This is a genomic window from Zooshikella ganghwensis DSM 15267 (assembly GCF_000428585.1).
Classification (GTDB): Bacteria; Pseudomonadota; Gammaproteobacteria; order Pseudomonadales; family Zooshikellaceae; genus Zooshikella; species Zooshikella ganghwensis.
The window spans coordinates 51,667-71,061 of sequence record NZ_AUAF01000015.1 but is presented as its reverse complement, the minus strand read 5'-3'; the positions used below and the strand labels follow the sequence as shown (position 1 = coordinate 71,061).

Sequence of the window (19,395 nt, the reverse complement as noted above, 5' to 3'; positions counted from 1 at the left end):
TCACGCTCATTCAGCTTGTTATAACGATCTTTCAGATCAAAAAAACCTGGTTGCACCATTTTGCTAGCACTCGTTTCTTATTACTCAGCTGCTATGTATTATACATCAATAAGAATTTTTAGAGGTGCCCTATAGACTGTGGACAAAGGTGATCATAAAGAAGTATTTTTAAAAGTAACATCTTAAGTATACCCTTCATGAATCATTTTTATGTGCGCTATCCATAGCGCTCACCCTAACGGGCCAGCGAAGCTGTACTAATGTGTTCCCGACACATTAGTAGGGTTTGTTGTCAGCACTCTTTACCACCAAGGATGATGGGAATGCAGTTTATGCATAATGACATGGATGTCATATAGTAGAGCAATGCAGGCGCTATTGCCGAGGAGCATTTAACTACCACCCCTAAAAACCCTTCGTTTTGGTTATGTTTGCTTTGATTCACACGACAAATGTGAATTTTTAACTTTCACTCTTATAGAGTTCAAAATCATGACTCACAGTAGATAGAATATTGGCGATTTTTGCTGGCTCAAGAGGAGGCTTTATAAAACCATGGTAGTCCCCTTTGGGGTTGAGAATTAATAGGTTTCCACTATGGTCGACTAAGTAATTCTCCGTTTTGGGATGAGTGATTGGGTTAAAAGGTACATTAAGTTGCGAAGCTAAGTTGTAAATATCTTTAATTGAACCTGTTACACCTGTAAAGTAATCACCAAAAAAAGGTAAATAGTTAGCCAGCTGTTCCTGAGTATCGCGCAATGGATCAACAGTAATAAAAACAAAGTTCACATCACTTGCTAGTTGTTGGTAATGTTCCCCTAGCATTTTTTTAAGTGACGCTAGCTCTGTTAGGGTAGTGGGACAAATATCAGGACAAAATGTATAACCAAAAAAAATAAGTGTCCATTTGTCTTTAAATGTTTTTTTAGTAACGGTATTTCCTTTATGGGATACTAGACTTATATTGTCGAAAGAGCGTGGAGTATCAAAAATATAAGCGCCTTGAAGTCTGAGTTGGTCGCGATCTAATGGTGCTGGCGTCATCATTCGATTAACGAAAAGGCCTAGTGTCAGTGCAACAAAAATAATGAGACCCGTAACGGTGAGTTTAATTCCCTTTGGCATGGTTATTATCCTGTGTAGTGATCTATAAGAAGTGCGCTAAACAATAACATGAGATAGGTTATGGAAAACTTAAATGTATTGATGGCTGCTTTTTTATTTTCTTCATTAAACAGTTGGTAGCACCAATAAATAAAGCGTCCACCTAGCAGCAATGCTGATGCTAAGTAAATGAGACCTGCCATACCAGTTAAAAATGGAAAGACCGTAATAACAATTAATAATAAAGTATAAAACAGTATATGTAATTTTGTGTAATGCTCACCATGAGTTACAGGTAGCATGGGAATATTAGCAGTGGCATACTCAGCTCTTCTATGTAGAGCAAGTGCCCAGAAGTGTGGTGGGGTCCAAGCGAAAATAATTAATACCAGTAATAATGCATTAGCATGAATTTCACCAGCGACAGCACACCAACCAAGCAGAGGGGGAGCAGCACCTGCTAAGCCACCAATAACAATATTTTGTGGTGTTGCCCGCTTGAGGAGAAGGGTATAAATAACTGCATAGCCTATTAAAGATGCGAGTGTTAACCATGCCGTCAAGGCATTAACTAGCCACACTAATATACACATACCTAACAAACCAAGTACTGCTGCAAAGATAATAGCTTGCTGATGTTCAACGCGACCTTGTGCAATAGGACGGTTGTGAGTACGTGCCATTACCAGGTCAATTTTTTTATCCACAATGTGATTGATAACTGCAGCAGATGCAGCACATAAGGCAATCCCAATATTACCGAATAGCAAGATATGCCATGCAGGAAAAGATTCTGAGGCTAGCAACATACCTATGAGTGCCGTCATCATTAACAGCGCAACAACTTTTGGCTTACATAATTCAAGGTAGTCTTGCCATCTAGCGGTTTGTTTTATTGGAAGCGTATTATTCATTTTACAAACTCTCCTGTTGAGTTGGACATCTCATGGAGATTAATAGTGTTATGTTGATTATTATTTATTTTAAAGAGATGGTAACAAACGAAAATGCAGCTAAGAAGTAATAATGCACCACCTGCATTATGTGCAACAGCAACACTAAGTGGAAGTAACCAAATAACATTGCTGATACCTAAACTGACTTGGATGCACAGTGCGCTTAATAACAAAAGTAATGCATTAGCAACATTTTTTCGTTGATAAGTCAGTAAGGGTAATAGTTTTTGTTTAATCCATAGTATTAGAAATAACAAATAAAATGTTGTAATAATCGCACCCACTCTGTGGGCAAAGTGTATTGCTGTTCGAGCGGAGCTGTCGAGCTGCCCACCAAGATAGTTAGGACCAATTTCTTGAAATACATTAAAACCCGCTGAGAAGTCCATCTCTGGCCAATATGTATTATGGCATGTGGGTAAATCAATGCAGGCTAATGCTGCATAGTTTGAGCTAGTCCAGCCACCTAACATAATCTGCCCCGATAAAATAAAGAGTGCACTAATTCCAAGCACTTTTGCTTTTATTAATGTATCGGTCAGGTTTTTATTACTATTTGACCTGTGAGTAATATTAGAATCAGTGCCTGATCTTGAAGGATGAGTGACTTTGTCTTTAGGGAAAATGGTCGATTTTCTTTTAAGCCTTAATGTCAGCAAAAATAGTAAGCTAAAAGTAGCAAATCCGCCGATCAGATGAGCAAGTACCACTTGTGGCCACAATTTAAGAGTTACAGTCCACATGCCAAAGGCAGCTTGCAGTATGACAAGCATTAAAATTGCGATGGGCAGTTTAACGGGCTGATTTTCCTGATGTCGATTGCGGTAACAATGTGCAGCAAGGATTAATATAAGTATGCCTAAGCTGCCTGCAAAATACCGGTGAACCATTTCTGGCCAGCCTTTGTGTGTTTCTACAGGCGTTTCTGGATAACGTAATTCTGCTATGTTAATTTCATCCTCTGATGTGGGTACAGTAAGAAATCCATAACATCCTGGCCAGTCAGGACAACCTAGGCCGGCATCAACAAGTCTGGTATAAGCACCTAAAACAACAACAATACCTGCCAACAGTGTGGCAATAAGCGCACAATAATATCCTGGTTTATTTGGCATGGTGATCTCCTTATGATACAGCAAGCTATACCTTATTTAGCTAGGTATACCCTTCGTTTTGGGTATATATCCTATACTGTGGGCATATCCGTAACAAATTATGTTTAGTGTTTGTATTTGATGAAATTACCTTATTAACATTTAGCGGTCTTCTTTAGCCAATAAGTGATATTTTTAGTAAATGTTTTATATCTTTGAGTAAGTCTTGTCCATTTTGTTTTGCGCTATATTGCATAATAATATTGCCGAGAGGGTCTACTAAAAAGATACCAACGTTATCTTCAGGAAAATTATGTTTAATAAGTTTTGCTAGAGGATCTAAGTGACCAGGTTGAGAGGGTAAATAGTTAAGTCTAGGGTGCTGGTTTTTTAGCTCTGTTTGAAGTGGGCTTATTTGTGTATTGAGTAAAATACGTTGTATACGATTTGCTTCTTTTCCTAGAGCAATATGGACTTGACGGGTTAGATATAATGCTTGTTCACATTGTTCCATACATTTATGGGTAGGAATGATTACTATTGACCAGCGGGGATCTACTTGCTTGTTTAGCCATAATGATCCGTTGTTTATGTTTAGTTTTTCAATAGATAACTCTTGTTGTAATAAAATACCTCGATTTGTAGTAGTGGATGGCACTAAAAAGCCTGTTTTGAACATAGTAGAAGAAAGAACCATGACTACAATTGGTGTACATAAGATAATGATAAGTAATAGTTTATTTTTTCTGCTGGATGACATAGGGACTCCTTTCCTGTGACTTCATGTCTCACTTACTTACTGGTGAATTCAGGTTTATATTTGTTTCGATAAGCATGTATGACTATCACTAGCAGCATTACAAGCATTAAACAAAGGAGTGCAAACCATTGCACTGCATAAGCTGTGTGCTTTTCTGGTGACATATTTATAGGCTTTAAGTGATAGGTAAACGTATAGTTACTATTTGCGGAAAGAACGATAACTGTATTTAATACGTTTGGTGACGCTAGAGTACTATAGAGCTGTGCCAGATTAAGGCGTTGAATAATTTGTGGCCAGACATTGTTAGTTAAAATGTCTTGTTTTAACGTAAAATGGTTACTTGGTTGATAGAGTATTCCTTGCAAAGTAACATTCGTATAAATTGGATCTACTTTGGGTAGTTGAGTTCGGGATATACCTTGAGGCACCCATCCTCTATTTATAAGAACCGTATCGCCATTGTTTAGGTGAAATGGCATTATTATATCGTAACCTGCGTAACCATTGATAACTTGGTTATCTAGTAGAAAAAAACGCTGATTATCAAACCTACCGGAGAGAGAAATCGGCTGGTAGTTTGCCAAGGAGGTAATTTGTTCTGCAGAGTGAATAGTTACAGGTTCACTATTTTTCAGTAAATTATAACTATTCAGTATCACTTGTTTTTCTTCTGCACGGCCTAACTGCCAAAAACCAAGGTAGGTGAATAGTGGTATAGTTACTACAGATAATAAGGCTATGCGTATAAAGTACTTCATAACGAATAAAATACTATTGACAAATTATGGATAATTGGTTTTGTTTAATAAACATAGGGTGTTTAGGTCCATTACTCATGATTCTTAAAATTATTATTTTGATTCTCTTATTGGCTGTAGTAGTCAGTCTGGCATCAGGCTTTTATTTTTTAATACACGATCAAAGCAAAACGAATCGTTTAGTTAACTCATTAAAGGTCAGAGTGGGCCTTACACTGATTATCCTTTTACTACTTGCTTTTGGCTATTATACAGGGGAGTTTCAGCCGAAGTCCCCTTGGATTTACTCATTAAGTGAATGACATGCATGTGAGTAACTTTCCTTCTTGTTTATCTCCAGAAAAAGATTGTTAAACAGTTATACCTGAATGTACCCTAAAAATGGTGCAAACAGAATTTTATTACAACGACTTTTACGGTTGCTTACTTACTGGTTGAAAACGGTACGAAAAAGGCTGCGAAATAAGAATAAAGTCATTATGGATGGCAATTCCGTAGCCTTTTTTTAACTATACTTCCCGTTTTGAAATAGCTTAATCTATATTGATAAATGCTAAAAAACGTATACAAAAATAAACAGTCCTATCCAGACGACGTCAACAAAGTGCCAGTACCAGGCCGCGGCTTCAAAAGCAAAATGGTTGTCAGCAGAAAAATGTCCTTTTAGTATACGGGCCAACATAATTGTTAGCATGATTGCACCCAGGGTGACATGGGCACCATGAAACCCCGTCAAAATAAAAAATGTAGATCCGTATATGCCTGCTGCAAGTGTTAAGCCTAAGTCGTTATAAGCATGAATATACTCTTCTGCTTGAAAATAAAGGAACGCAAAGCCAAGCAATAAGGTAACTATCATCCAACCGATGAGTAATTTCCGCTTGTTTTCCCGCAGAGCATGGTGAGCGATGGTAACGGTCACACTGGATAGTACAAGCAACACGGTGTTGAGTAAAGGTAGCTTCCAAGGGTCGATAACTTCTGATGCGCCAGGAAATTCTTTATTGTCAGGGTTTGATAAGAGTGGCCATTGGCTTTGAAACTCAGGCCATAAAAGCTGTCCAGTTAGTCCTTTATCACCTTCACCACCAAGCCAGGGTACAGTAAAGGTTCTTACATAAAAGAGCGTACCAAAAAATGCCGCAAAGAACATAATTTCAGAAAAAATGAACCAGGTCATGCCCCAGCGAAATGTACGATCCATTTGCGGGCTATACAGTCCACTGCGACTTTCTTTGATGACATTACTAAACCAGCCAAACAGCATATAAGCCATAATGAGGCCACCTAGAAAAAGAATCCAGTGGGCACTGGATTCTTTATTACCTGTTTGGCTGTCGATCAGCATACTACCCGCACCATACATCGTTAAAAATAAGCCCACCGAGGCAATAATGGGCCACTTACTCTGTTCTGGGACGTAGTAGGTAGGATGACTTGCCATGTCTTCTCTCCGGTTTTCTGTGTCGGCAGCTGGCTCAGCGTTATTGGGTTCATTTGCCATATTGCTGCCTCCACTTAATTAGAATGTGATGGTGTAACATCAAATAACGTATAGGAAAGTGTAAGTTTTTTTATGTGTTTAGGAAGCGCTTGATCAATCACAAAACGCATTGGCATATCAACTTTTTCTCCAGAAGTTAAGCGCTGCTGATTAAAGCAAAAACACTCCGTTTTATGTAAATAATCAGCTGCATCAAAAGGTGTAATGCTCGGGATAGCCTGGGCGACCATCGCTTGTTCTGAAGGGTTATGTGCAAAAAAAACCACACTTTCAAGTTGGCCTGGGTGAACTTTTAGCTCAGTTGTTTTGGGGTAAAAATCCCAACCCATTTTATCGTTATTATTAGTGACAAACTGAATGGTAACTGTGCGGCTCTTATCAATGGTAACTTTTTCAGTTTGGTATTGGTAAGGGGTATTATTGGTTTTGCCATTAATACCCGTTACTTCACAAAACACATCGTAGAGTGGAACCATTGCAAAACCAAAGCCAAACATCGTCAGTGTCAGTAAGACTAACTTCAATGTGGTTTTTTTGACTGAGCTATCCATTGCCATACTATGAGTTATTTAATGCTAGTTGTTAATTCATATTAATAAATTGGTTATTTCACATCAGGTGGTGTGGTAAATGTATGATAAGGGGCTGGAGAAGGTAACATCCATTCTAAACCTTCGGCACCTTCCCATGGTTTGGCACTGGCTTTTTTGCCTCCCATAATGCATTTAATCACAATGAATAAGAATAGCAGCTGCGTAAAGCCAAACAGGAATGCACCTACACTGGAAATCATATTAAAGTTAGCAAACTGTAAAGCGTAATCAGGAATACGGCGTGGCATTCCTGCCAATCCAGTAAAATGCATGGGGAAAAAGGCTAAGTTCATGCCAATGAATGACAACCAAAAATGTACTTTACCCATGGTCTCATCGTACATATAGCCTGTCCACTTAGGCAGCCAATAATAAACACCTGCCATAATGCCAAAAATCGCACCAGGCACTAATACGTAGTGAAAGTGAGCAACAACAAAGTAGGTGTCGTGATATTGAAAGTCAGCGGGGGCAATGGCCAACATCAGTCCGGAAAAACCTCCGATTGTAAATAAAATGACAAACGCTACCGCAAATAACATGGGTGTTTCAAAGGTTAATGCTCCCTTGAACATAGTTGTTATCCAATTAAAGACTTTCACTCCAGTAGGGACGGCAATCAGCATGGTGGCATACATAAAATACAGTTCACCAGTAATTGGCATACCCACAGTGAACATATGATGCGCCCATACAATAAAAGACAGAAATGCAATGGAGGCTGTAGCGTATACCATAGAGGTATACCCAAAGAGTGGTTTACGTGCAAAGGCAGGAATAATCGCAGAGACAACCCCAAAAGCAGGTAAAATCATGATATATACTTCAGGGTGGCCAAAAAACCAGAATACATGTTGGAATAATACCGGGTCCCCGCCACCTGCTGCACTAAAAAAGCTGGTGCCAAAACTGATGTCCATTAACATCATAGTGACGACACCTGCAAGAACAGGCATAACGGCAATTAATAAAAAAGCGGTAATTAACCAGGTCCAGACAAATAACGGCATTTTCATTAATGTCATACCTGGTGCTCGCAGGTTTAAAACGGTAGCAATGATGTTAATGGCACCCATAATTGAAGAAATACCCATCATATGCACAGATAAAATAAATAACACCGTTGAAGGGGGCGCATAGGTTGTGGATAAAGGTGCGTAGAATGTCCAACCAAAATTGGGACCGCCGCCTTCCATAAATAATGTGCTGCTTAACATGGCAAATGCAAAAGGCAAGATCCAGAAACTCCAGTTATTCATTCTGGGCATAGCCATATCGGGTGCGCCAACCATCATCGGCACCATCCAGTTTGCTAAACCAACAAAAGCAGGCATGACAGCACCAAACACCATAACCAGGCCGTGCATGGTTGTCATTTGATTAAAAAAGTTAGGATCAACTATTTGCATACCGGGCTGAAACAGTTCAGCTCGAATAACGAATGCCATGGTGCCACCGAATAAAAACATGGCAAAACTGAACCATAAATAAAGGGTACCAATATCCTTATGGTTAGTGGTTAGCACCCAGCGCCATAAACCTTTAGCGGGTCCATGGTGATGATCTGTCGTATGTCCTTCTAATACGGCACTCATAATCTATCTCCCTTGAATTACTGAGCAGCCTCATTAAATTTCACTATATCCTGAGGTGTAACCATATCGCCTTTATTATTACCCCACGCATTACGCTCATAAGTAGTAACAGCAGCAATATCAACCTCACTCAGCTGCTTGCCAAAGGCTTGCATAGCCGTGCCTTGTTTGCCGTTAACGATAATATCAATATGGTCTTTTACATCCCCGGTCATGATGAGAGGGCTGTCCTTTAGAGCGGGGAATACTGGTGGCATACCTTCGCCATTCGCCTGGTGACAGACGGCACAGGCTGTATTATAGACCTTTTCACCACGAGCCATGAGCTCTTCCATGGACCATTCTTTTGTGGTCAGTTCTTTTTCTTTTTCTGCTTGTTCCTGTTTAGCTGCTAACCAAAGTTTGTAGTCATCTTCAGTTTTGGCTTCGATGACAATGGGCATAAAACCATGATCTTTCCCACATAACTCTGCACACTGTCCCCGGTAAACGCCAGGTTTCTCAATTTTTGTCCAGGCTTCGTTAATAAACCCTGGTATTGCATCTTTTTTAACTGCTAAGTCAGGTACCCACCATGAGTGAATAACATCGGCAGAGGTAATGAGAAAGCGTACTTTCTTATCAACCGGTACCACAACAGGCTCATCAACCTCTAATAAATAATTGGCATTTTTGGGCTTAAGGTTATTGATTTCATCTCGGTGAGTGCTGAGATTACTGAAAAAGCCAATTTTTTCGTTGAGGTAATCATACTTCCACTTCCATTGATAGCCTGTTATTTTAATATCAATTTCAGCTTCACTGGCATCGTAAGCTTCAATGAGTGTTTTAGAGGCTGGTATGGCCATACCAACCAAAATGAAAAAAGGAATTGTTGTCCAGATAATTTCAACCAGTGTATTTTCGTGAAAAGTGGCAGGTTTTGCTCCCCTCGATTTACGATGCATAAGCATCGACCAAAACATAACTCCAAAGACAACAATGCCGATGACAACGCAAATCCAAAATATTGTCATATGCAAATTATAGATTGACTGACTTACGGCGGTAACTCCTTCACGCATATTGGCCGCCCAATCTGCTTGAGCGTACCCGGTACACCATAGTAAGCCAAGCCCCAACAGCTGACGTTGACGCAGTGCTAACAACATTCCATGTCCCCTGGTTTTAGTATGATTACAGGCTGTTCACATTCTTAACTTATTAGTTTTAGATCACATATACCCTTTACGAATCGTTATCATTTGACAGTCGTCCCTAAAAACCTTCGCAGTAGGTATAGCTAGTTTAAGAATAAAATTGGTCTAATTTATGACAATAATAATGCTAATTAGGTATAATAAAGTTGTTTGTTAAAATTGAATGACATTACATGTGTATTAATGCGCTTTTTTAGTCATTTGTAAATTGCAGCCTTTATGACAACACCCTGACTTATTTACTCTATGAAATATATTCATAACGATGTATGGCGATTTGCTTGGCCGATGATCATTGCCAATGTGACGACGCCTTTATTAGGACTCGTCGATGCGGCTGTTCTTGGGCATTTACCTTCACCTATTTATTTAGGCGCGGTTGCAATTGGTGCTTCAATATTCAGTTGTATTTATTGGAGTATGGGATTCTTCAGAATGGGTACTACAGGTTTAGTCGCTCAAGCCTATGGAGCAAGAGATTCAAAGTCAATTATTAGAATACTTTTTCAGTCAATCATACTTGCCATTGTAATAGGTTTAGTCTTAATACTATGTGCTAAACCAGTATTTTTGTTAAGTACAACCTTTTTTCAACCATCATCTTTAGTAAGCGCTGAGCTTGCAAATTATTACTTTATTCGAATTTATTCTGCTCCTGCCGTACTCATTAACTTTGCATTGTTGGGGTGGTTGATAGGTATGCATAAAACGCGAGCACCTTTATATTTAATGTTATTGGCAAATAGCGTGAATATTGTGCTTGATGTTTTTTTCGTCATGGGGCTGGGTATGACGGCTACAGGTGTTGCACTTGCTACAGTCTGTGCAGATTATCTCAGTATGGGGTTTGGATTATACTTAGTAACTCGTGTATTACGTGAACAGATAATTCAACTCGATTTTTCAGGTATATATTATAAAGCTAGATTTTTTCAGTTATTGAGTGTTAACCGTCATCTATTTTTTCGTAGTTTAAGTTTATTATTTTGTTTTGCCTTTTTTACTGCTCAGGGTTCACGATTAGGTGATACTACTTTAGCTTCTAATGCGATACTTATAAATTTTCTATTGTTAATTTCCAATGGCCTAGATGGCTTTGCCCATGCTGCTGAAGCTTTAACCGGCAAAGCAGTTGGAGAGAAATGTAAAACCTTGTTTAAAGCTACAGTTCGAACCACAGGTTTATGGTCTGCTATTATGGCAATCTTTTTTTTACTGGTATTTTATATGGGAGGAGAAGTAATAATCGCATTACTCACTGATATTGAAGAAATTAAACAAGCAGCAAGCCATTATTTACCTTGGTTAATAGTATTACCTTTAGTGGCGGTATGGAGCTATTGGATGGATGGCGTTTTTATAGGCCTGGCAAGGACAGGTGTAATGCAGAACACAACGATAGCCGCTACCCTATGTTTTTTTCTACCTATTTGGTATTTAGCAAAGCCACTGGGTAATCACGGTCTTTGGTTAGCTTTTTATGCCTTTAGCTTTGCCAGAAGTGCATTAATGTGTGCAAGCTATTACCTGCTTGATAAAAAGCAGAAGCTTGTGGTCTGGAAAAATGAGTAAATGTTCCAGAAAGCAGTTATTAGTCGGGTATATATTAATAGTATACCCTGACTTACTCTGCTATTTTGAGTTGTTGAAGTACAACCTTTCAAGAATATAAATACTCTTCTGAAAAACCTCTATACTTACCCAATACGAATGATTTTAGGTGCGGCCATCGAATGACGAAGCCCCGTGAGCCCATACTACCTATGAGCTTATATTAATAGGTGATTGGGGTGCGGAGTGAAGATAACAAAACCTAGAAATCATTCGAGAAGGATATATACACGCGTAAAACCTATTTAGGCACTGGCACATACAAGGCGCATGATGAATGAGCGCTATTTTGGTATGCTCAATAGATTTAGTCGAAGTTAGATAGTTGATGTCTATAACGCCATTACTCCCACTCGTTAGGAATAAAAGGGAGATTAAACATAAGATATATATTCGTAGTAATGGAAATAAAAGTGTAGATTCGAGTTGATAAGCATATGAATATTAAACAAAAGATGATGTTGTTAGCTACAGTACCTATGGTACTTGTGGCACTGCTGGTTAGTTTACTTGCTTATTATGGAATGGATCATCTTGGTAGTGCTCAGCTGGAACAAACACGTCAGCAAATGATGAAAAGTAAACAGAATGAATTAAAACAGTATATTGATATTTCGCTTACGGCTATCAAGCCATTATATGATGGTAGTAGTTCAGATAATAATAAAGAGCAAGCGAAAAACATTCTTAGGGATTTACGTTACGGTGGATCAGGTTATTTCTTTGTGTATAGATATGATGGCACTAATGTTGTGTTAGGGCCAAAACCAGAGCTTGAAGGAAAAAATTTAATTGATTTAAAAGATGCCGAGGGCAATCCATTAATAAGAAATTTGATTGATTCTGCACGCAGTAAGGATGGCTTTACTCAGTATCTTTGGGAGAACCCTAGCAGTAACCTGAATGAGACAAAGCTTTCCTATAGCGTTGATCTCGATAAGTGGGGATGGGTAATTGGAACCGGATTTTATATTACTGATATTGATCAGCAAATCGCGTTAATGGAAGAGAAAGTATCTGAACAACAAACCTATCTATTGACAATTATTTTTGGTGGGACAATTGTCGCATTGCTTGTCACGCTGTTTTCAAGTTTATGGATTACACACTCTATTACACGACCATTACAAGAATCTGTAGCGTTAATGGAGGATATTTCTGAAGGTGATGGTGATTTGACAAAACGACTGGCGGTTAATGGTAATACAGAAGTAGATCGACTTGCGATGGCCTTTAATAAATTTGTTGAAAAGATACATAAAATTATTATTCAAGTCAGAGATATCACTCAGTCTAATCAGGAGGCAACGCAAAATATACATAAATTAACCAAGCATCATAGTGGACAGTTGCATCTACAGCGTTCAGAAACAGATCAAGTTGCAACCGCGATGCATCAAATGTCAGCGACTGCAAGTGAAGTTGCTCAAAGCGCTACGCAAGCTGCAGAGGCCGCTAATAAAGCTCATGAGGAATCGGATGAAGGAAGTCAAATCGTACAAAGTACAATCAGTTCAATTGATGAGCTTGCTGGCAGCTTGGAAAAAACAAAAGAAGTCATGAATAAACTGGATGCTGAAACAGAAAACATTGGTTCAGTATTAGGTGTTATAGGGAGTATTGCAGAACAAACTAACTTATTAGCATTAAACGCTGCGATCGAGGCTGCAAGGGCAGGAGAGCAAGGTCGTGGCTTTTCTGTTGTAGCAGATGAAGTACGAAGTTTAGCAAGTAGAACACAAGCGAGTACTCAAGAAATTCAAGAAATGATTTCGCGATTGCAGTCAGAATCATCAATAGCAGTAAAAGTAATGAATGCCAGCCGGGATCAAAGTCAAATGACTGTAGATCAGTCTAAAAAAGCAGGAGAAGCGTTATCTGCTATTAATGATTCAGTAAATATTATTAATGATATGAACCATCAAATTGCCAGCGCAGCAGAAGAGCAAACGAAAGTGTCTGAGTCTATCAATCAAAATGTCACTGAAATCTCTAACATTATCAGTGATGTAGCTCATGGTATAGAAGAAACAGCGGAAGCTACAGGAAAACTCTCTGAGCAAGGTAAGCGTTTGGGTGAGTTAGTGTTTCATTTTAAGGTATAGCTGATATGGATATTAAATAGAAATACGAGAATGATTATTCAAACACTATCGAAGATCATTGATAAGACATTAAAAGATGAAGTCATACTAAATAACTATAAGCGTTTTTTGCAAAGCGAAGCTGAAGATTTAAGCTTAAAACTGCGGATTCCACAGAATGATGTACAACTCTATGTGTTCAGCCTTACGCTTGATTACGTCAGACTAGTACCAAAATTTCTGGAAGGTATAGATAAGTTATTTAAAAAATACCATATTTTAGATGACTGGTTGCCAGTGTTAAAAGTGATTGTTAACTTTTTTATTTCACCAATGGACTTGGTGAAGTGTAAGTCTGATATTCATCAATTAATGCTAGAATCTTATCTCGCAATGAGAATACTAGAAGAAATAAGTGATTTTTTTTTAGAAAGAACATTTACGCCACTGCTTCCTGAAAAAATTGTTTACTTGAATGCAACAATGCACAGTATCATTGGTGATTCTGTCGCTCAAGTTCTTGATGCAGTGGTCATAGATATAGTTAATTCAAAATTTCCTGGCCATCAACAGCTAAGTGCTGAACTACACGATTTTTTACTGAAGTTAACAAACAAAGAACAAGAATTACTTCCAAAATGGCCTAACATAAACTATCTTGGTTTCAAGTAATAACTGCAATTCTTAAGACCCTGAAAATATTTCTGTGTATCCGCCCAGTTTTAGATATAGGGTTTAAGTCTATCTTCAAACTCAATCATAAAACGATTGAGTGCAGCCTTCAAGTTTCGAATCGGCATTGTCCACTTTTTTTATGCTTGGTTTCTAGGCTTTGTTATCTTTATTTTTCACCCCAATCACCTATTAATATAATCTCATGAGACTTTGTTACTCTATAGCCGCACATAAAACCATTCGTATTGGGTATACGTGAAACCAAGCATTAGTTTTTGGTTTGTGTTTTACTAAAAACGAATGAAGTCATGTACTGAATACCAATTGTTATCCTCACTTTTTGGATCATCTAATGCGTGACAAGGTTTAAATGTCATTAGTGTAAATATAATTATTAGTGAGTAATATTTATTCATATGTTTATTCCATTTACTATATAGATCAGCGTACGATAGAGGTTATAAAAGATTAATGTTAATAAGCTTTATCAAGATTGCTTGTTTTTAAGTCATTAATTTCCTGTTTTAGTTCTTTAATGGCTTCAATCATTATGGGAATTAAGCCAACATAGTCCACTTGCAAATAACCACATTTATTTGATACTAGTTCAGGGAAGACAGTTTGAACATCTTGAGCAATAACACCGAGCCGTTCACTCTGTATTTGTGCTAGCTTATTAAACTTTGCAGAGCAATTTTTTTGGTCAGATACAGGTAACGATTGAATTAAGGCATTGTGTTCTTCACTCATGGGTATGTCATAGTTATAAGATATGCTATTGATTATTAATTTATCTAAGCTCTTTTGAAGTGGAAGGACATTAGTTTTAAGTCTATAGTCGCTATATCTAAGCATAGCTTCTTTTAATTGTTTCATAACGTGATTGATATCGCTATTAACTTTCTCGCCATTTATTAACGCTGTATCTGTGTTGGCATAGACCTGATTAAAAAATAAAAGTACTAAAGTAATAAAACTAGCGTATAGTCTAAGCATTTTCTGAAAACCGCCTAGTTGTCTTACAATTTAAAAAGATATTACTTGTTAGATGTTTTTGGGAATTTGATATACATCACTATAAAAGGCTGAGGTTTAAATGAATACGATCGTTTTACTTGAAACCAAGGTTAATGATTTAGGAAAATATTTGAGTTTGTTCATGGTGCCTCTTCTAGCTGTGACTTTAGGTTTGTCACTAGCTGAATACATGGCATGCTTTTGGTGTGATTCAAGTAGTGTGAGTTTTCACTTCCTTAACTATGTAAATAATTAGTAAGATCTCGACTTTGGCCATTATTGAATACATATGGCAGCTAAAAATAAGCTATTAGAAACAACAGGCTAGAATTAATTCATATCATGGTTTTCATTAGACATGAGTTAATTCAGGCTATAATCTCAAATAGTATTGCTCTACCTACAATGACTTAGCTTCTAAATGGCCAAAGTCGAGTATATATAAAACTGTTTTGTGATAGACTTGATCTATTGATTAATTTTTTCCTAATTTTTTGGTTGCAGCATCCTTGCGATACAACCAAAAATAATAACCTAGCTATTGTTTATGGGTAAGGACACAGCTTCATGGCTAGTGCGGGAAAGGTCAACAGAAACTCCACTGGAGTCTGAAGACTTATCTGTGAAGCTTGCCATTGATTGAACTAGCTGTTTACTGTTATCTTGAATTGATGTGGTTTCAGATAGTTCATTTGCAGGCCGCCAAGGTGTCATTTCGACAATCTCTGCTGGAATATCACCACCCATGTAGAAAATCTCTTGCTCAGTTCTACTGCTATATACATGGATAATGGCATTTTTCAAACGTCCAGGTGGTAATTTCCCTTCTTTTACTAAACGCGGTCCTTCTTCTAACAAAATGTCTTCAATACTACGAAACATATCTGGGTTTTGAGTTGTATCAATTTTATATACTCGTCCACTAGGGCGAGTATTTGCCACTGAGCGAGCCAAGCTCGCATCACTGGATAAAGAAAGGCTTTTTCCTCCACTACCCCCTGAGTTTGATGTATGTTTGATAAGGTCTACTAAAAACTCATCAGTTGTAGGCGCTGCTGCTCCTAATGCCCGGGGTAGTCCTGCTCCTGAGGGGGCTCCAGATTGGCCTCGATAAAGTGTATCTGGGATAGACCGATTAGCTCCTTCCTGTAGGCTTGCTTTGAGTCGGGCTAAGGTTATGCTGCTCGGGACATGGACATGTTTACCGGCTAAATTGACTACTTCTGAATATAAATGATCTAGAATTTGAGTGTTTGTGGCTTCTCCAAAAGCAAATCTACTCACTGAGCCTAAGAGATCAACAGATTCATCACTAGCCTTTAAAACAGACCTAAGCTTAGTTACTAAGCTTGTGGTACCTGATACTCCAGCCCTGACTACTGTTGTTGCAGCATTTTTTGCTGTAAATACTGGTAGCACAAAGTCTGTTAATTCTTTGCCGGCTCTGCGTAAAAAGGAGCTGGTTTTTGTCGATTTTAATAAGGTGCGGATAGCTGCAGAGGCTTTGGCGGCTCGGCTAGCTCCTTGCAACGTTTTGGCTGCAGTAATAGCAGCTCGGATTGCTTTGATACCACCTACTGCCCCAACTCCAACAGTGGCTAAGGTAAATGTTAAATCAGCGACATCAAGCGCAATATCTTTAAATTCAAAATTGTAGTCTTGATCAAAAATTTCATTATGAATAACTTCATAAAAGGGGATAATCGCTCTACAAAATAACTCGAAGCCATCGGCCTGATAATGGCTTGTTTTCCATTGGCGGATGACTTTCTGATAATAAATAGATGTATTATGCTCTATTACTTTGTTGAGTGAATTTAAATGAGCATGTTGATTTATTTTGTTTTCTTCTACAGTATTGTTAAGCTGATTAATTGGATAAAAGTCTCGTTTCCAGCCTATATGCTTTTCACTTGGCTTGAGGTTTAAGGCTATAGCGATTGATGTATAACCGGGTTCTCCTTTCACCAGTGGATTATAATCTTTGTTGTACCAAAAAATTGAGTTATCGGGCCTAACTAAACCAAAATACCCAAATTTGGTTTCAAATAAAATAGAAGGTGGACCTGATAAACCTCCACCGACAACGATGTCCTTTTGTGTTTTTCCAAAATTATTTACATTAAGCCCATCCATAGGGTTATATTTAAATTTTACTGTTTCAATAAACAGCGGAATTTGCCAAGCTCGCTTAAGGCTGCCATCAATTGATAGACGTTCACATTCAATGTTTATTTTCAATGAATTAGCTGTTTTAGGAATAGCTAGGCCTAATCTAACTGCTTGTTCAGTCGGAATATTATTATGGACAAGTTGAGACTCTTGATATGTTTTTGGATAAAAGTATAAATTACCGTCAGGTTTCACTAATCCAAAATGTCCATCTGCGTCTTTGAATAAGTAGCTTTCTCCATCAAGACGGTCGATATCTTCTGAATCAATTATAAGACGACCATCTAAAGAAGCTGGCATTGGTATTGTTTTTACTTTTTCTGTTATCCTGGTTATTTTCCAAACAGCTTGAAAAGGCTGATCTCGAAGAGTCCACTTAACGCCATTTCTATTTAAGATGCTGTAGGCCTTTCCACTCACATAGCGCTCTAAATTCTGTGAAATATAGTTTGAAAACTGGTCGTAGTACTTATGCAACACACTGGGATCGTTTTTATAATGTGTAATGACCTGCTGTTTAGTGAGAATTTCAGTTGATAAATTCGTTCCACTTTGGGGTCTGAGTAATTCAGCTGCATAATTCTCATCAGGATAACGACGATTTACCTCTTCTTCCGCTAATTGGGTTCTACTTTTAAACAGTGGTAATATTGGCGGTTCAAGCGCTAAAGACCAACTGTCTTTAAAAGCCTGTAACCGTTTTTCAGTATTATCGTTGCCTAAAAGCCCTGTAAAGTCATTATTTTTAGCCCAAACTAAGCTTTCTTGATTATAGAGTAAAACTGATTCATCTTTTTCTAGTTGTGTAGCATTTGCTTGCTCTGCTTTAGAATGAATATCATTGGCTATTTCAAGAAGTTGTTCATCTTCTTTGTTGGCTGCTGCATCACCTAAAATCTTTTTTACTGCAAATACTCTAGCGGCAACCAATGATTTCTGGTCTAATTGTAAATCTCCATTCAGAGTAGGTTGTGTTATTGTTACATCTGTCATAAAAAAAATTTTCCTAAAAATACATTATTGAAAAAATAAATTGCACGATATTGCAAATATATAAAAATATTTATATGATGGCTGTGTTAATAAGTTATATTTCTCAATCTATGGGTTAACTTAATACAAGGCAATGATGATTAATGACTAAGATGAAATCCGCTTGGTTGCCACTTTTATAATCTAATAAATATGCTGCTAACTTTAATGAGTTAGTCTTTAAGGGCAAATTTATATTTTGGACGAGTAAGAAAGTCAAAAAATAAACGGTTAAAACATAGCCTTCTTAGTCGTTAATTTTTATATGATGTGTTTTTAAGGGGAGTTGTTGGGAGCTTTTACAATATATAATGTATTTTTAAGTTCTAATTTTGCTTGATAGGCTATAGTGATTAGATATTCAGTATTGAATAATATAAAAGTTAGAAGATGGTATGATGATAAATAGTTGGTTTTCATCATTTTAAGTAGTGCCAAGTATTAAATGGTTTATGATATAAAAAAATGAATGTTATATTGAGTCGTTTAATTTTATTAACTCAAACTGTTATTTGATTGTTACATAGATTAAAAGAAAATGATATTTTAAAATGGAGTACTTAATTGCCAGTATTATTTCTTGTTGATTTGAGTCAAGAAATGGGTTTTCAGTAATATGTGATTACTCGAATTAATCAATCCACTTAACCGTTGTAATTATGTGTGTTTTTTGGTCATCAAGCAGGTTGGATAATGACCGAACACATGTTTGCTCATTTCTGAGTATAAACAGCTTATTTTTTTTCAAAGAGGTGGTATTGTCGGTGATTGATAGATCCTCATCATCGCTTAATTCTATCAGATATAGGTGAGTATTAATGTATTTTTTCTCATTTCCTGTAATACTACCAGCGACAGTAATTTTCATGGTTGGTGTTTCAATATAGCGGTGAATAGTTCCTGTTGAGTTTGCAGGAACAGTAACTGTTAATAGCTTACGAAAGCTACTCATATCTGGCTCTGCAAAAGATACAGTATCTTCTAATTTATCACTTAAATTTTCACAGTTAACAGCATGAGACTCAAACCACGAAAATTCTAATTGGTAAGCTAGCGCTGGGCAGGCAGCAAACCAAACTAAGGTCAGACATAATTTATTCATATAGAATCCTGAAATGCTATATTTTTGAGTTACCCATATAGCATATATATGGTTCTTTATAAATATATGAAATATACCCTTTTAAGCTATATAACTGATAAAAAGGGTATAGTATTACTGGTGGTAAACTCAG

General features: G+C 37.4%; 16 protein-coding genes. 4 read left to right on the top strand and 12 right to left on the bottom strand.

Going from position 1 to position 19,395, the window contains the following annotated elements:
• Positions 1-462: 462 nt before the first annotated feature.
• From F607_RS0105780 to F607_RS0105760, 5 genes are all read right to left on the bottom strand, one after another.
• Positions 463-1,128 carry an SCO family protein gene (locus F607_RS0105780; protein WP_038290245.1) on the bottom strand — a complete coding sequence of 222 codons (666 nt, stop codon included), beginning with the start codon at positions 1,126-1,128 and terminating at the stop codon, positions 463-465.
• A gap of 5 nt (positions 1,129-1,133) precedes the next feature.
• Positions 1,134-2,021 carry a heme o synthase gene (gene cyoE / locus F607_RS0105775; RefSeq protein WP_027707324.1) on the bottom strand — a complete coding sequence of 296 codons (888 nt, stop codon included), beginning with the start codon at positions 2,019-2,021 and terminating at the stop codon, positions 1,134-1,136.
• Positions 2,018-3,178 carry a COX15/CtaA family protein gene (locus F607_RS28315; protein ID WP_051310962.1) on the bottom strand — a complete coding sequence of 387 codons (1,161 nt, stop codon included), beginning with the start codon at positions 3,176-3,178 and terminating at the stop codon, positions 2,018-2,020. The genes cyoE and F607_RS28315 overlap by 4 nt, the downstream gene beginning before the upstream one ends.
• Positions 3,179-3,332: 154 nt before the next feature.
• Entirely contained in the window at positions 3,333-3,917 is a 585-nt protein-coding gene (locus tag F607_RS32565) for a thioredoxin domain-containing protein (RefSeq protein WP_051310960.1), read from the bottom strand.
• A 32-nt stretch (positions 3,918-3,949) separates the two neighbouring features.
• Complete coding sequence (locus F607_RS0105760; RefSeq protein ID WP_027707323.1) at positions 3,950-4,678, bottom strand: SURF1 family protein; 729 nt, start codon at positions 4,676-4,678, stop codon at positions 3,950-3,952.
• 26 nt (positions 4,679-4,704) lie between these two features.
• Between F607_RS0105760 and F607_RS0105755 the strand changes: the two genes are divergently transcribed.
• Positions 4,705-4,980, top strand: a complete 276-nt coding sequence (locus F607_RS0105755) for a twin transmembrane helix small protein (protein WP_338112606.1) — start codon at positions 4,705-4,707, stop codon at positions 4,978-4,980.
• Positions 4,981-5,231: 251 nt separating this feature from the next.
• On the opposite strand, the gene F607_RS0105750 is transcribed toward F607_RS0105755, so the two are convergent.
• The 4 genes from F607_RS0105750 to coxB form a co-directional block, all read right to left on the bottom strand.
• A complete protein-coding gene (locus tag F607_RS0105750; RefSeq protein WP_027707321.1) occupies positions 5,232-6,122 on the bottom strand; it encodes a cytochrome c oxidase subunit 3 in 891 nt (296 codons plus the stop codon).
• Positions 6,123-6,196: 74 nt separating this feature from the next.
• Positions 6,197-6,733 (bottom strand): cytochrome c oxidase assembly protein, encoded by a 537-nt coding sequence (locus F607_RS0105745; protein WP_211233599.1) that lies wholly within the window; start codon positions 6,731-6,733, stop codon positions 6,197-6,199.
• A 53-nt stretch (positions 6,734-6,786) separates the two neighbouring features.
• Positions 6,787-8,370: a cytochrome c oxidase subunit I gene (gene ctaD, locus F607_RS0105740; RefSeq protein ID WP_027707319.1), complete on the bottom strand. Its 1,584-nt coding sequence runs from the start codon at positions 8,368-8,370 to the stop codon at positions 6,787-6,789.
• A 17-nt stretch (positions 8,371-8,387) separates the two neighbouring features.
• Positions 8,388-9,521, bottom strand: coding sequence for a cytochrome c oxidase subunit II (gene coxB / locus F607_RS0105735; RefSeq protein ID WP_038290243.1), 1,134 nt, complete (start codon positions 9,519-9,521; stop codon positions 8,388-8,390).
• A 294-nt stretch (positions 9,522-9,815) separates the two neighbouring features.
• Between coxB and F607_RS0105730 the strand changes: the two genes are divergently transcribed.
• The 3 genes from F607_RS0105730 (at position 9,816) to F607_RS0105720 (ending at position 13,936) form a co-directional block, all read left to right on the top strand.
• Positions 9,816-11,141 carry an MATE family efflux transporter gene (locus tag F607_RS0105730; RefSeq protein WP_027707317.1) on the top strand — a complete coding sequence of 442 codons (1,326 nt, stop codon included), beginning with the start codon at positions 9,816-9,818 and terminating at the stop codon, positions 11,139-11,141.
• Positions 11,142-11,617: 476 nt separating this feature from the next.
• Entirely contained in the window at positions 11,618-13,285 is a 1,668-nt protein-coding gene (locus F607_RS0105725; RefSeq protein ID WP_027707316.1) for a methyl-accepting chemotaxis protein, read from the top strand.
• Between the two features lie 30 nt (positions 13,286-13,315).
• Positions 13,316-13,936 carry a hypothetical protein gene (locus tag F607_RS0105720; protein WP_027707315.1) on the top strand — a complete coding sequence of 207 codons (621 nt, stop codon included), beginning with the start codon at positions 13,316-13,318 and terminating at the stop codon, positions 13,934-13,936.
• 477 nt (positions 13,937-14,413) lie between these two features.
• On the opposite strand, the gene F607_RS32560 is transcribed toward F607_RS0105720, so the two are convergent.
• From F607_RS32560 to F607_RS0105705, 3 genes are all read right to left on the bottom strand, one after another.
• Entirely contained in the window at positions 14,414-14,935 is a 522-nt protein-coding gene (locus F607_RS32560) for a tail fiber domain-containing protein (protein WP_027707314.1), read from the bottom strand.
• Positions 14,936-15,490: 555 nt separating this feature from the next.
• Positions 15,491-18,121, bottom strand: a complete 2,631-nt coding sequence (locus F607_RS0105710) for a hypothetical protein (RefSeq protein WP_027707313.1) — start codon at positions 18,119-18,121, stop codon at positions 15,491-15,493.
• 670 nt (positions 18,122-18,791) lie between these two features.
• Positions 18,792-19,262, bottom strand: coding sequence for a hypothetical protein (locus tag F607_RS0105705; RefSeq protein WP_027707312.1), 471 nt, complete (start codon positions 19,260-19,262; stop codon positions 18,792-18,794).
• Positions 19,263-19,395: the final 133 nt, after the last annotated feature.